General features: G+C 70.7%; 15 protein-coding genes. 5 read left to right on the forward strand and 10 right to left on the reverse strand.

Annotated elements, in window-relative coordinates:
- Nucleotides 1-105 precede the first annotated feature (105 nt).
- Entirely contained in the window at nucleotides 106-723 is a 618-nt protein-coding gene (locus tag BN159_RS30465) for a TetR/AcrR family transcriptional regulator (RefSeq protein ID WP_015660866.1), read from the forward strand.
- Here the strand turns inward: BN159_RS30465 and BN159_RS30470 are convergent.
- Nucleotides 693-1,532, reverse strand: coding sequence for a glycerophosphodiester phosphodiesterase (locus BN159_RS30470; protein WP_015660867.1), 840 nt, complete (start codon nucleotides 1,530-1,532; stop codon nucleotides 693-695). The two genes, BN159_RS30465 and BN159_RS30470, sit on opposite strands and share 31 nt — an antisense overlap.
- A gap of 158 nt (nucleotides 1,533-1,690) precedes the next feature.
- Here BN159_RS30470 and BN159_RS30475 point away from each other — a divergent pair, with 158 nt between their 5' ends.
- Complete coding sequence (locus BN159_RS30475) at nucleotides 1,691-2,422, forward strand: bifunctional DNA primase/polymerase (protein ID WP_015660868.1); 732 nt, start codon at nucleotides 1,691-1,693, stop codon at nucleotides 2,420-2,422.
- 60 nt (nucleotides 2,423-2,482) lie between these two features.
- Here BN159_RS30475 and BN159_RS30480 read toward each other — a convergent pair whose 3' ends face one another.
- From BN159_RS30480 to BN159_RS30505, 6 genes are all read right to left on the reverse strand, one after another.
- The gene (locus tag BN159_RS30480; RefSeq protein ID WP_015660869.1) at nucleotides 2,483-3,478 is read right to left on the reverse strand and encodes a hypothetical protein; all 996 of its coding nucleotides are present in this window, start codon (nucleotides 3,476-3,478) and stop codon (nucleotides 2,483-2,485) included.
- On the reverse strand, nucleotides 3,438-4,310 hold the full coding sequence (gene efeU, locus BN159_RS30485) for an iron uptake transporter permease EfeU (protein WP_015660870.1): 873 nt from the start codon (nucleotides 4,308-4,310) through the stop codon (nucleotides 3,438-3,440). Before efeU ends, BN159_RS30480 begins: the two co-directional genes overlap by 41 nt.
- Before the next feature lie 3 nt (nucleotides 4,311-4,313).
- Nucleotides 4,314-5,537, reverse strand: a complete 1,224-nt coding sequence (gene efeB, locus BN159_RS30490; RefSeq protein WP_015660871.1) for an iron uptake transporter deferrochelatase/peroxidase subunit — start codon at nucleotides 5,535-5,537, stop codon at nucleotides 4,314-4,316.
- A gap of 12 nt (nucleotides 5,538-5,549) precedes the next feature.
- Nucleotides 5,550-6,686: an iron uptake system protein EfeO gene (efeO, locus tag BN159_RS30495; RefSeq protein WP_015660872.1), complete on the reverse strand. Its 1,137-nt coding sequence runs from the start codon at nucleotides 6,684-6,686 to the stop codon at nucleotides 5,550-5,552.
- Nucleotides 6,687-6,811: 125 nt separating this feature from the next.
- Nucleotides 6,812-7,633, reverse strand: a complete 822-nt coding sequence (locus tag BN159_RS30500) for a heme ABC transporter ATP-binding protein (protein ID WP_015660873.1) — start codon at nucleotides 7,631-7,633, stop codon at nucleotides 6,812-6,814.
- A gap of 277 nt (nucleotides 7,634-7,910) precedes the next feature.
- Nucleotides 7,911-8,951, reverse strand: coding sequence for a FecCD family ABC transporter permease (locus tag BN159_RS30505; protein ID WP_015660874.1), 1,041 nt, complete (start codon nucleotides 8,949-8,951; stop codon nucleotides 7,911-7,913).
- 91 nt (nucleotides 8,952-9,042) lie between these two features.
- Here BN159_RS30505 and BN159_RS46455 point away from each other — a divergent pair, with 91 nt between their 5' ends.
- A complete protein-coding gene (locus tag BN159_RS46455; RefSeq protein ID WP_041820035.1) occupies nucleotides 9,043-9,759 on the forward strand; it encodes a hypothetical protein in 717 nt (238 codons plus the stop codon).
- The gene (locus BN159_RS30515) at nucleotides 9,752-10,396 is read left to right on the forward strand and encodes a PhzF family phenazine biosynthesis protein (protein ID WP_015660876.1); all 645 of its coding nucleotides are present in this window, start codon (nucleotides 9,752-9,754) and stop codon (nucleotides 10,394-10,396) included. Before BN159_RS46455 ends, BN159_RS30515 begins: the two co-directional genes overlap by 8 nt.
- A 6-nt stretch (nucleotides 10,397-10,402) precedes the next feature.
- On the opposite strand, the gene BN159_RS30520 is transcribed toward BN159_RS30515, so the two are convergent.
- Complete coding sequence (locus BN159_RS30520) at nucleotides 10,403-11,050, reverse strand: biliverdin-producing heme oxygenase (protein ID WP_015660877.1); 648 nt, start codon at nucleotides 11,048-11,050, stop codon at nucleotides 10,403-10,405.
- A 132-nt stretch (nucleotides 11,051-11,182) separates the two neighbouring features.
- Complete coding sequence (gene map, locus BN159_RS30525) at nucleotides 11,183-12,040, reverse strand: type I methionyl aminopeptidase (RefSeq protein WP_015660878.1); 858 nt, start codon at nucleotides 12,038-12,040, stop codon at nucleotides 11,183-11,185.
- Nucleotides 12,041-12,098: 58 nt separating this feature from the next.
- Between map and BN159_RS30530 the strand changes: the two genes are divergently transcribed.
- The gene (locus tag BN159_RS30530) at nucleotides 12,099-12,329 is read left to right on the forward strand and encodes a hypothetical protein (protein ID WP_015660879.1); all 231 of its coding nucleotides are present in this window, start codon (nucleotides 12,099-12,101) and stop codon (nucleotides 12,327-12,329) included.
- Here BN159_RS30530 and BN159_RS30535 read toward each other — a convergent pair whose 3' ends face one another.
- On the reverse strand, nucleotides 12,330-13,613 hold the full coding sequence (locus BN159_RS30535) for an MFS transporter (RefSeq protein WP_015660880.1): 1,284 nt from the start codon (nucleotides 13,611-13,613) through the stop codon (nucleotides 12,330-12,332).
- Between the last annotated feature and the right edge of the window lie 45 nt (nucleotides 13,614-13,658).

Raw genomic sequence — 13,658 nt, forward strand, 5'->3', positions numbered from 1 at the left:
CTCCTTTGCCATGGCCATCAGTGCAGACGATACGTATCGTCTCGCTCATAACTCCTCCACTCTCCGGCGAGACGCTCCGTCTTGTCAACCTGATAAATTCGACCCATGGCCAAGAACCTCGCCCCCGACTCCACCCGCCGCCGCAGCGAGAAGTCCCGCCGCGCCATCTACGACGCAGCCCTCGCCCTCGTCGGGGAGGTCGGGTATCCGAAGACGACCATCGAGGGGATCGCCGCCCGTGCCGGGGTCGGCAAGCAGACGATCTACCGGTGGTGGTCCTCCAAGGCCGAGGTGCTCATGGAGGCGTTCCTCGACCTGGGCGAGCAGGCCAGTCGGGAGGCCGGGCAGGAGCCGTACGCCATCCCCGACACCGGGGACCTCGCCGCCGATCTCAAGGCCGTGCTGCGCGCCACCGTCGACGAGCTCAAGGACCCCCGCTTCGAGGTGCCGTCACGTGCGCTCGCCGCCGAGGGGGTCGTCAACGAGGAGCTGGGCCGGCGGTTCGTCGCCCAGCTGCTCGAACCCTCCCTCCAGCTCTACGTCGCCCGGCTGCGCGCCGCCCAGGACGCCGGTGACGTGCGCCCGGAGATCGATCCGCGCATCGCCCTCGAACTGTTCGTCTCCCCGCTCGCGCAGCGCTGGCTCCAGTACTCCGGGCCCATCTCCTACGAGTACACCGACACCCTCGTCGACTACGCCCTCCACGGCCTCGCGCCCCGCTGAGCAACCCGGGCCAGCCGCCCCGGCGCGTCCGTGATCACCCCGTCGCAGCCCAGCGCCAGCACCCGGTCCCGCTGGGCCGGGGTCACCACGGTGTGCGCCCACACCCGGGGGATCCCGGACCGTACCGCCCGCCGCAGATCCGCGTCCCGGGCCCGGTGGTCCACGTCCAGGACATCGACGTAGGAGCGCCAGCGCTCCGGGCGGTCCCCGCGCAGCTGGCGGGCCGAGCGCCACAGCTGGGTCAGCAGGCCCAGGCGGTCGGCGCGCCGGGCCAGCTCCGGGTCGTTGGTGTTCACCAGCACCGAGCGGGTCAGGCCCCGGGACCGGATCAGCGCCGCCAGCGGGCCGAGCCCCCTCGGGTCCTTCACCTCCAGCATCAGCACGATCCGCCCGCCGAACCGGTCCAGCACCTCGGCCACCGTCGGCGGCCGCTCCGGACGCCAGCGGCCCGGCAGTGACGGCGCCGGACGCAGCCGTACCGTCCGCCAGTCGCGGGCGTCCAGGGTGCGTACCTCGCCGGAGTGGTCGGTGGTGCGGTGCAGGGTCGGGTCGTGGTGGACCACCAGGAGGCCGTCGCGCAGGACGCGGGTGTCGACGTCCAGGACCTGCGCCGTCCCGCGCGCGTACGCCGCCGCCAGGCCCGCCATGCTGTTCTCGGGGACCTCGCGGGCGCCGCCGCGATGGGCGACGTAGGTGATGCGGGGGAGCGCGTCGACGGTCAGGGGGGCCGTGCCCCACTCCAGCGGGGGCGGGGAGAGCAGGGCGGCCGCGCACGCTGCGGAGGCGGTCAGTCCGGTCCAAGTGACCATGGCGACACCGTAGGGTCGCAAACCGTGATAAAGCGTGCAATGACACTCGATCCCGGGCTCGTCCCACCCACCCCTGTTGTCGGCTCCGACCCCCCGAAGCGCATGAAGGTGGGACGATAAGGCATGCTGTTCGGCACGACAGCGAGGCGAGGGGATAGATGAGCGCGGAGTTCGGCGACCAAGGCCTGACGGGCAAACTCTCCCGGTGGCTGCGCGGCCGCCGCCCCCAGCAGACCGCCGACGACGGCGGTCGCGAGGCCCTGCTGCTCGCCGCCGCCGAGGCGGGACTGCCGCTCGCCCCCGCCGCCCACCCGGCGCCCGGCTACCGCTGCTCCTGCGACCGCGTCGGCTGTCCCACCCCTGCCCAGCACCCGGTGTCGTTCGCCTGGAAGACGCAGTCCACCACCGACCGCGCCCAGATCGAGCGCTGGGCCCGCCATCAGCCGCAGGCCAACTTCATCACCGCCACCGGCATGGTCCACGACGTCCTGGACGTCCCCCTGGACGCCGGCCGCGAGGCCCTCGACCGGCTCCTCGAAGCCGGCGTCGAGGTCGGCCCGGTCGCCGAGCGCGACGACGGCCGCCTGCTCTTCTTCACCCTCACCCGCGGCACCCCCGAGGACGAGGACGAGTGGTGGCCCTGCGAGCTGGACTGCCACCCCGAGACGATGGACGAGCATCCGGGCCTACGGTGGCACTGCCGCGGTTCGTACGTCCTCGTACCGCCCGCCCGGCTCCCCGGTGACGACCAGAACGTGCGCTGGGTCCGCGGACCCGAGCATCCCCTGCCGGATCCGCTCAGCCTGCTGGAGGTCCTCACCGACTCCTGCGCCCGGCACGCGGGGCAGGAGCCCGACCACGCGCACACCGCCTGGCCCTCGCGGCGCTGAACGGGCTGCTGAAGCCGAACGGCCCGCTGAAGCTGAACGGGCCGCTGAACAAGGGGCGCGCTACTCGCCCTTCGCCCCCGTCAGCCCCTCGATCCGGCCCAGCACCGACACCGCGCCCGTGCCCCTCGCCGGGTCCAGGGCCACCTCGTTCGAGACGAACTCCATCGTCAGCGACTGCTTGATCTCACCCTTCGTCAGGGCCAGTACGTCCTTGTTCGGGGTGGGCACCGTCGCGCCCGGGGCGGCCGTCTGCTTCTGGTAGTGGTGCGTGGTAAAGAACACCAGCGCCCCGCCGTCCGCCGTGCGCAGCGCCAGCGGCGCGTAGTCGCCCTCGGTCAGCGGCTCGTCGATGTACTGCGTGACCAGACCCGGCCGTTCGGCGTTCTTCGTGCGCTTCTCGCGCCAGCCGGAGGTGTGGCTGCCGTCCGCGAAGGCCGCCCCGCCGCCCTTCAGGTAGGTCGTGTAGTCGTTGCTCAAGTCGGCCGGGGCTATGGCCAGTTCGGCGGAGTTCGGGTCCACCGCCTCGGCCCAGCCGTCCTTGTCCTTCTTGAACTCCGGCAGGTCGTCCGGCGCCACCAGCGTCAGATAGGCGGCCTCCCACGGCGCGTCCAGCCCGTCCCGGGTGAAGACCAGCAGCCAGCGGGAGTCACCGCCGCGGTTGCCCTTGGCGTCCGCCAGGAACCAGCGCGGCCAGCCCGGCTTCTTCGGGATGGTGAACTCGGCGTCCGTGAACTCCAGCGGAGTGTGCCCGGAGTTGCCGTCCGGGTTGTTGGCGCGCCCCGCCTCGAGACGCGCCTCGTCGATGTCACCGAGGGCGCCGGTGACATGGTCGGCGTCCAGGGAACTGTCGTACGCCTCGTCAGCCGCGTTGTAGGCGGCAGTGAAGTCCTTGAGGGCCTTGGCGGCCTCGGCCTGGGTGGCGGCGGGGATGAACTCCCGTTCCCCGTGCACCACCACGCATCCGCTCGCCGTCAGCGACAAAGCGGTCAGGGAGGCCGCTATCAGCACCCTCCGGTCAAGACTGCGAAGCCTTCGAGGGCCGCGATCCGTGCTCATCGGGTACCTTCACCTTCCCCTTCCCGGAGGCGAACCCTACCGGGGCGAGGAACAGCGCGAGCGTCGGGACCAGGTACAGCAGCCACACCGTGACCTGGAGCACGGTCGGATCGGGCTGGAAGTTGAAGACACCCTTCAGCAGCGTGCCGTACCAGCTGTCCGGCGGGATCGTCCCCGTGATGTCGAAGGCCTTGTCGGTCAGGCCCGGCAGCCAGTCCGCCTCCTGGAGGTCATGGAAGCCGTACGCCAGCACCCCCGCCGCGACCACGACCAGCATCCCGCCGGTCCAGGTGAAGAACTTGGCCAGGTTGATCCGCAGGGCGCCCCGGTAGAACAGCCAGCCGAGGACGATCGCCGTGGCCAGGCCGAGCCCCGCGCCGATCGCCGGGTCCGCCGAGCCGTCGCCGGCCGCGCGCACCGACGTCCACACGAACAGCGCCGTCTCCAGGCCCTCCCGGCCCACCGCGAGGAACGCCGTGGCGACCAGCGCGCCGGTGCCCATGTGCAGCGCCGCGTCCAGCTTGCCGTGCAGCTCCGCCTTCAGGTGCCGGGCGGTGCGCCGCATCCAGAACACCATCCACGTCACCAGGGCGACCGCGAGGATCGACAGCGTGCCGCCGAGCGCCTCCTGCGCCTCGAACGTCAGCTCCTGGGAACCGAATTCGAGCGCGCAGCCGAAGCCCAGGGCGAGCGCCACCGCGATCCCGATGCCGGTCCAGACGGGCTTCAGCGCGTCCCTGCGGTCCGTCTTCACCAGGTAGGCGACGAGGATGCAGACGACCAGGCTGGCCTCAAGTCCCTCGCGCAGACCGATCAGATAGTTCGCGAACACGGCCTACGCCTCCTCTGCGAACAGCGCCCGGCCCCACCAGTCGTCCTTGTTGCGGACGCCGGGCGGGATGGCGTAGATCGCCGAACCCACGTGCTGGATGTACTCGTTGAGCGTGTCGGTGGCCAGGTTGCGCTGGACCGGGATGAAGCCCCGGCGCACGTCCTTCTGGTACGCCAGGAAGAACAGGCCCGCGTCCAGGCGGCCCAGGCCGTCCGTGCCGTCGGTGAAGGAGTAGCCGCGGCGCAGGAGCGTGGCCCCGTCGTTGGAGTCGGGGTGCGCGAGCCGTACGTGCGCGGTCGGCAGCATCGCCTTCAGGAACGGCTCGTCGCGCTCCTTGGCCTTGCCGACCGGGGCGCCCTCGCCCTTGTCGCGGCCGAAGATGTCCTCCTGCTCCTGGAGCGAGGTGCGGTCCCAGGTCTCGATGTGCATCCGGATCCGCCGGGCCACGAGATAGGACCCGCCCGCCATCCAGTCGGGCCCGTCCTTCCTGTCGACCCACACGAACTTCTTCAGCCGGTCGGTCTCCGTCCCCGCGATGTTGCGGGTGCCGTCCTTGAACCCCATGAGGTTGCGCGGCGTCTGCGCCTCGGGGGTGGTGGACGAGGTCTTCCCGAAGCCGAGCTGCGACCAGCGGATGACGACCTTGCCGAAGCCGATCCGGGCGAGGTTGCGGATGGCGTGCACCGCGACCTGCGGATCGTCCGCGCAGGCCTGGACGCACAGGTCACCGCCGCTGCGGTTCTTGTCGAGGTTGTCGCCCGCGAACTTCGGCAGGTCGACCAGGGCCTCGGGACGGGCGTCGGCGAGCCCGAACTTCTCGAACAGGGACGGCCCGAAGCCGATGGTCAGGGTCAGCCGCGAGGGCTGGAGCCCCAGCGCCTCACCGGTGTCGTCCGGCGGCGCCTCGGGCAGCCCGCCGAACCCGCCCTCGCCGACCGGGTGTCCGGCGGTCATCCGGCGTGCGGCGGCCGTCCAGTCCTTCAGCATCTGCACGAACTCGGCGCGGTCCTCGGTCTGCACGTCGAACGAGGCGAAGTGCAGCCGGTCCTGGACGGGCGTGGCGATGCCGGCCTGATGGTCGCCGTGGAAGGGGATGGCGGTGTCCGGGGTGCTCTGGTCACTCGTACGAGCCACCGCCACCGCACCACCGGCAGCGGCGGCCCCGAGCGCGAGCCCGGCGCCGCCCCAGCCGATGAGCGCGCGGCGGGACGGGGATTCCGAAGTCATGGAGGCTGCCCCCTACTTGGCGACGACGGCTGCGGCGAGCTTGGACAGCGGCTCCGCCAGGGCGTTCACCGCGTCCGAGAGGTCCTTGCGGTCGGCGTCGCCGACCTTGTCGTACGAGGTGAACTCGTAGGAGTCCTTGTCCGCGCGGTACTTGTCGAGCAGCGTGTCGAGGGCGGCGAACTGCTTGTCCAGTTCGGTCGTCAGAGAGGGGTCGTTCTCCTTGGCGACCGGCTTCAGCAGCTCGTACGACTTCTCCGCGCCCTCGACATTGGCCTTGAAGTCGACGAGGTCGGTGTGCGAGTAGCGCTCCTCCTCACCGGTGACCTTGCCGGTGGCGACCTCGTCCAGGAGTTCCTTGGCGCCGTTGGCCATGGAGGTCGGGGTGATCTCGGCCTTGCCGACGCGGTTCTGCCAGTCCTTCAGGTCCGTGATGAGCTGGTCGGCGAGCCCCTTGTCGGCTTCGGTGATCTTCTTGTCGTGCCAGAGGGACTTCTCCAGCTTGTGCCAGCCGGTCCACTTCTGACCCTCAAGGCCGTCCTCGCGGATGTCCACCTTCGGGTCGATGTCCCCGAAGGACTCGGCGACCGGCTCGGTGCGCTCCCAGCCGATACGGGAGGGCGCGTACGCCTTCTTCGCGGCCTCGAGGTCGCCGTCCTTGACGGCCTTGGCGAAGGTCTCGGCGAGGGGGAGGGTCTCGTCGGCCTGCTGCTGGACGTACTGGCGGTAGGCGGCGACGGCCTTGTCCAGGCGCGGGTCGCGCTTGGCGGCCTTGCCTCCGCCGGTGGCCTTCACGGCCTGCCGGATGCCGTCGCCCTTCATGCCGGGCTTACAGGCGATCTGGTAGTCGCCGGCCTTCACTTCGGCGGTGACGCGCTGCTTGGTGCCGGGGCCGATGTTCTCGCGCTCGGTGACGACCCGGTCGTCCGGGAAGAGGATGTAGACCTCGGTGACCTTGGAGCCCTTGTTCTCTATCGCGAGCTCGACGTGTCCGGCCGGGAACTCCTTGGTGGAGACCTCGCACTTGTCGTCCGTGGCGGTGACATGGACGACCCCGTCGCCGCCGTCACTGCCCTTCTCGGTGCACCCCGTCACGGCGGTCAGGGCCGCGACGACGGTGGCGGCGAGGGCGGAGAGTCTGGCGGCGCGCATGAAGGCTCCTGGGAGTGACCGGGGAAACACCACACGTAGGTGAGGCTCACCTAACGTACTTACGGTGGCTCAAAAGTAGTGTCATGAGTTGGTCAAGCGCGGGCCAGAGGTGGACCAAAGGGGAGTCAAAGATTCCGACGAGGGGTGACGAGGACGGCGCCGGTCCGTGGATGTGCGAGCACTTCAACGGGCTGTTCGTATACATCGGACAGCAACTCCTCGGAGAAGACCTGCACTGGCGGCCCATCGGCGGCGACCCTCCCGCCCCGGAGCACGGCGACGCGGTGCGCGTAGGCGGCGGCGAGCCCCAGATCGTGCAGCACGACGACGACGGCGTCCCCGGCCGCGGCACGCTCCCGGCACAACCGGAGCACCAACTCCTGGTGCCGGAGGTCCAGAGCGGCGGTGGGCTCGTCGAGCAGCAACAGCGGCGCACGCTGAGCGAGCACCCGGGCCAGCGCGACGCGGGCACGCTCACCACCGCTGAGCGCGGAGAAGGAACGTGGCGCAAATTCGATCACCTCGGTGGCCTTCATCGCGTAGGCGACGGCGGCGTCATCGTCCCCTGCGCCGAGCGCCCCCCAGGGCGCCCGCCCCATCCGCACGACGTCCTCCACGGAGAAGGGAAAACTGAGCGCAGCGGCCTGCGGCAGCACGGCCCGACGCAGGGCGAGTTCGGGGGCGGACCATTCAGTGGCGGGCCGCCCATGTATCCGTACGACACCGTCCACGGCCGGTGCGTCGCCGGCGAGGGCGCCGAGCAGGGTGGACTTACCGGCGCCATTGGGCCCGACGAGAGCGAGCACTTCCCCGGCGCGGACGGTCACGTCGACGCCGTGGAGGACATCCCGGGTGCCGAGCCGGACACGGAGGTTTTCGGCTTCGGCGAGGACGTCACCGGGTGCGGCGGGGGGTGGGGGAGTGGGCCGGGGGCGGAGGAGTCTCATGGGCGGGGCCTCTTTGGTGGGATGGCGGGGGGATTTCTTGGCGGAAGAAGGCGGGGCGAGCTGCCGAACTAGGGGCGAGGCGGGTTCCCCAGGGGCGCGGGGAACTGCGCGACCAGCCCCCACGCACCCGACATAGAGGCGACGTGCGAAGATCGAGCGAGCCGTAGAAGTCGGGGCGAGGCCGGTTTCCCTAGGGGCGCGGGGCTGTGCTGGATTTGCGGCTACCGCCGCGTGGGCGCGACCAGCCCCCACCCACCCGCACCCGGCATGCAACCCCCTACGCCCACCCCCCTTGCCGCCGCCGAGTCCGGCGCAGGAGCCAGAAGAAGAACGGGCTGCCCAACAGAGCCGTAAGAACACCCAGCGGCAATTCCGCCGGCGCGGCCATCGTGCGGGACGCCAGGTCCGCCGCCAACAGAACCAGCGCTCCCAGCAGCGCACTGGCCGGAACAAGGAACCGATGCCCCGGCCCCACAGCCATCCGCAGCAGATGAGGGACGACAAGCCCCACGAAGCTGATGATCCCGGAGACGCTCACCGCCGCAGCCGTCAGCAGCGCGATGACGAAGACCAGCGTGACCCGGAGCCGCTCGACGTCCACGCCGAGGTGCCGAGCCGGACGTTCCCCCAGCGACAGCAGGTCCAGGCGCCGGGCGTACACCGGAGCCACCGCCAAGCCCAGCGCCGCGCACGGCAGAACAGCCACCACCTTCGGCCACGTCGCCTGCGACAACGACCCGAGCTGCCAGAACGTGATCTGCTGAATCGCCGCCGCGTCCGCGAAGAACAGGAACAGCCCGATCACCGCCCCCGCGAACGCGTTCACCGCGATGCCGGTAAGGATCAGCGTCACGACCTCCGTACGCCCGCCAGATCGGGACAGCGCATACACCAGCAGCACCGTCGCGAGCCCCGTCACGAACGCCGCCACCGAAACCGTCCACGTACCGAGGAAGTTCAGCCCGAGCGCGATCGACGCCACCGCCCCAACCGCCGCGCCGGAGGAGATCCCGATGACCCCCGGCTCCGCGAGCGGGTTGCCGAACACGCCCTGCATCAGCGCCCCGGCGCACCCCAGCGAGGCCCCGATGAGCAGCGCGAGGACGATACGCGGGAACCGCACGTTCCAGAGCACCGACTCCGCCACCCGGTCCAACTCCGTTCCACCGAGCCCGATCCGGTGCTGCACGGAGGCCAGCACATCACCGACCGGCACCGGATAGGCCCCGGTCCCGGCCGCGACCGGCACCAGGACGAGCAGGGCGAGGACCAGCACCGCCGTCAGCGCTCCCGCCAGGTGTGTGCGCAAGCGTCGCACGGTCGGACCCCCGTCATTGAATTAGGTTAGCCTTACCTAATCTAATCAGAACTACATTTAATCAACCCGCCAAGGGCGCAACACTGGTCTGGTGCTGCGCGTACAGAACCGCCCCGCCCCACCGCCGCTGCGATTCGAGACGGCGGACAGCCGACGGATGACGCTCCTCCAGGGCCAGCGCCCCTTGCTGCTGGGCCGCTCCGACGGCGACGGCTGCTGCCGGGACCTGGCGATGCACCGCCTCGACGGCTACCGCTCCCCACTTCCGCCGATCCGCTCGGCGCTGATGCGAGACCCTGGCAACTGGCCCCACCGGTACGCGAGTTGGCTGGATGAATCACCGGAGTCCCCGCTGCACGACGGACGCTGGGAGCTGCGGGAGCGCCGCGAATTCCCGCCGTACGTATGGTTCAGCGAGGAGTTCGTGCGGGACTGGCCGGGTGGCAGCCTCGAGCTGTACTGCGGGGGCGGCTGGAACGGCGTACTGCCCCTGCGCCGCCTCTCTGCGCCGGACGACCCACGGGTGAAGGCGTACCGCAAGCACGTGAGGGACGGCACGCTCGCCCCCGTACTCCTGTGGCGGGTCACGTTCCTGGACGGCTGGCTGATCCTCGACGGCCACGACAGGGCGCTGGCCGCGCTCGAAGAAGGACGGACCCCGCCCTGTGTGGTGCTGACGCGCGTGCCGGACGACGAGAACGACGAGGTGACCGAGACGGCCGGCACCCGCACCTGGCCCCACCCCGGCGGTCCCCGGGCCTGGGACGAGATCGCCGCCCGGGTGATGTTTGAATGCCCCCGTGACTGACTACGACGTGCTCCGGGTGTTCTGCGGCCCGCGCGGCGGATACGGCAACGAACTGGGTGTCGTGCGCGAGGGTTCCGTGCTGCCCGAGCGCGAGGAGCGGCAGGCGTTCGCCGCGAAACTCGGGTTCAGCGAGACGGTGTTCGTGGACGACCCCGAACGGGGAGTCATCGACATCTACACCCCCGGCGTGCGGCTGCCGTTCGCCGGTTACCCCTGCGTCGGCGCGGCCTGGCTGCTGGACGTGCCCGAACTGGTCACGCCCGCCGGGGTGGTCGGCGCCCGGCAGGACGGGGAGTTCTGCTGGATCGAGGCGCGCGCGGAGTGGGCTCCGCCGCGGACGCTGAAGCAGTACCCGACGGCGGCGGAGGTCGACGCGCTGCCCGTGCCGCCGCCCGGGGAGTGGATCTACGCCTGGGCGTGGGAGGACGAGTCCGCGGGCCGGATCCGCGCGCGCGGCTTCCCCGGCCGGGGCGACGGCATCGACGAGGACGAGGCCACGGGAGCGGCCGCGATCCTCCTGACGGAACAGCTCGGCCGCGCCCTCAACATCACGCAGGGCGCGGGCTCCCAGCTCCTGACGGCACCGCAGCCCGGCGGCTGGGTGGAACTCGGGGGACGGGTCTATCTGGAACGCTGACCGCGCTCACGCCGACAGCGGGAACTCCTCACCCAGCGCCCGGAACACCGCGGTGTTCAGCGCGAACGCCCTCTTGCACTCCGTCACGACCCGCTGCTTCTCCAGGTCGTCCGCCCGTACCCCGTCCAGGAGTTCGCGGTAGGACCGCTTGAAGGCCGCCGGGTTGGCGATGCCCTCGAAGACGTAGAACCGGACGCCGTCGCCCTTCTTCTCGAAGCCCCAGGTCTTCTCCGCCTTGTCGCGGATGATCTGGCCGCCGGAGAGGTCGCCGAGGTAGCGGGTGTAGTGGTGGGCGATGTAACCCGCGGGCCAGGTCGCGGCGCACTCCCGGACCCGGTCCGCGTACGCGCGCGTCGCCGGGAGCGCCGTCACGCCCGCCCGCCACCGCGGACCCCGCAGATGCGCGAGGTCCCGCTCCAGCGCCGTCAGCCGGAACAGCTCCGGCTGGATGAACGGCCCGGCCACCGGATCCGACGCCAGCCGCTCGGCCCCGCTCTCCAGCGCCTCGTAGACGAACCACAGCTGCTCGGTGTAGCGCGCGTACGCGTCGACGCCGAGGCGCCCGCCGAGCAGATCGCTCATGAACGTCGAGGTCTCGGCCTCCACGTGCTGCTCGTGCGAGGCGGTGCGGATGACGGTCGAGAAGGAGTCCATGCCGAGCATCCTCTAAGGTAAGGCTTACCTAAGTCAATAGGTTTGCCGACGCTCTGTCGGTAAAAGCGTACAAGAAAAGACCCGCCCCGGCAGGGGCGGGCCTCAGGGTCTCGACGGGGTCCAGGCGACGGACTACGGCAGCGTCAGGATCTCCGCCCCCGTCTCCGTCACCACCAGCGTGTGCTCGAACTGCGCCGTCCGCTTGCGGTCCTTGGTCACGACCGTCCAGCCGTCGTCCCACATGTCGTACTCGTGCGTGCCCAGCGTCAGCATCGGCTCGATCGTGAAGGTCATCCCGGGCTGGATCACCGTCGTCGCGTGCGGGCTGTCGTAGTGCGGGATGATCAGGCCCGAGTGGAACGACGAGTTGATGCCGTGGCCGGTGAAGTCCCGGACCACGCCGTACCCGAAGCGCTTGGCGTACGACTCGATCACCCGGCCGATGATGTTGATCTGCCGGCCCGGCTTGACCGCCTTGATCGCCCGGTTCAGCGACTCCCGGGTCCGCTCCACCAGCAGCCGGCTCTCCTCGTCGACCTCCCCGACCAGGTACGTGGCGTTGTTGTCGCCGTGCACCCCGCCGATGTACGCCGTCACGTCGAGGTTGATGATGTCGCCGTCCCGCAGCTCCGTGGAGTCCGGAATGCCGTGGCAGATGACCTCGTTGACGCTGGTGCACAGCGACTTCGGGAAGCTCCGGTAGCCGAGCGTCGACGGGTAGGCGCCGTGGTCGCACATGTAGTCGTGCGCCACCTTGTCCAGTTCGTCCGTGGTGACGCCCGGCGCGATCAGCTTCGCCGCCTCGGCCATCGCCCGCGCGGCGATCCGCCCGGCGACCCGCATCGCCTCGACGGTCTCCGGGGTCTGCACCTCGGGACCCGAGTACGGCGTCGGCGCGGGCTTGCCGACGTACTCGGGGCGCCGGATGTTTCCGGGCACGGAACGGATGGGAGACAGCTCCCCTGGTACGAGCAGCGACTGGCCAGACATGCCAGCGAGTCTAACGAGCCGCTGTGGGGGAACATGTCCGTGGCGAGAGGAGCAGGTCATGCCGTTGTTCAAGAAGCGCACGGTCGGTAAGCCGGGCGAGTGGTACTACTGCCTGGAGCACAAGAAGGTCGAGGAGGGGCCGGAGTGCCCCGGCAAGGACCGCTTCGGCCCGTACGCCTCCCGCGCGGAGGCCGAACACGCGATGGAGACCGCCCGCGAGCGCAACCTCGAGTGGGAGAACGACCCCAAGTGGCACGACGCCCCCGCCACGGGCACGGACGACGACTGATCAGGCACCCAGGGACGCCTGCGCCTGGGCGGCAGCCCGCTGTTCCCGCACGCTCTTCGCATGCGCGCTCGTCCGGGCGTCGTACGTCATCAGCTTCGGCAGGCACAGCGCCAGCAGCCCCACCGCACCCGCACACAGCAGCCCGCCCGACCACACCGACGCCCGCACGCCCCACCACGCGGCGAACCCGCCCGACCTGACCTGGCCGAGGGTCGGTCCGACGGAGTACGACAGCAACTCGATCCCGGCGAGCCGCCCGCGCAGCTCGTCCGGGATCGTCTGGTTCCACATCACCCCGCGGAAGATCCCGCTGACCATGTCGCAGCCGCCCGCCACGGTCAGGAACAGCAGCACCAGCCAGACGTTGCCGGCCACGCCCGCGGCCGCGATCGCCACGCCCCACAGCGCCGCCGCCAGCACCACCATCCGCCCGTGCCGATGGATCCGCCCGGTCCATCCGCTGCTCACGCTCACCAGCAGCGACCCGAACGGCACCGCCGCGTACATCAGCCCCAGCGACCACTCGGCGTCCAGCTCGTCCGCCAGGAACGGCAGCACCGCCAGCGGCATCGCCAGGAACATCGCTGCCAGGTCGATCGCGTAGGTGCCGAGCAGCTCCTTGCGGCCCCACGCGTACCGGGCGCCCTCCGCGATGGCCTTCAGCGACGGCTTCGCCGCCTCGTGCGCGGCGGGGGAGGAGGCCAGCGGAATGATCAGTACGACGGAGACGACGAAGGTCAGCAGATCGGCGGCGTAGGCCCAGCCGAGGCCCGCGTACGCCACCACCACGCCCGCCAGCGCCGGGCCCGCGACCCCGCCGACCGTCCAGCGCAGGGCGTTGAGGGAACCGGCGGCCGGCAGCTGCTCATGCGCCACGATCCGCGGCCACAGCGAGTCCAGCGCCGGACGCTGCACGGACACCAGCGCCGAGGACAGCGCGGCCACCACGTACAGCGGCCATACGGCGGGCTCCGGCAGCAGCGCGTTCACCAGCAGCGCCGCACTGAGCACCCCCTGCCCCGCCTCGGTCCAGATGATCAGCCCGCGCTTGTCCATCGCGTCGGCGAGGGCGCCGCCGTACAGCCCGAACACGATCAGCGGGATCAGCTCCACCGCCCCGATCGCCCCGACCGCCGCCGCGGAGCCGGTCAACTCCTTGATCTGCACCGGCAGCGCCACGAACGTCAGAAAGCTGCCGAAATTGGAGATCAGCCCGGACAGCCACAGCCGCCGGAAGTCGACGGAGGCACGCCAGGGGGCGAGGTCGGGGAGGAAGGAGGCCACGAAAAGTCATGGTCCGCACCGGCGGGAGAGCTCAGCAACTGCTTT

Origin of the sequence: Streptomyces davaonensis JCM 4913, from assembly GCF_000349325.1 — a bacterium.
GTDB lineage: Bacteria > Actinomycetota > Actinomycetes > Streptomycetales > Streptomycetaceae > Streptomyces > Streptomyces davaonensis.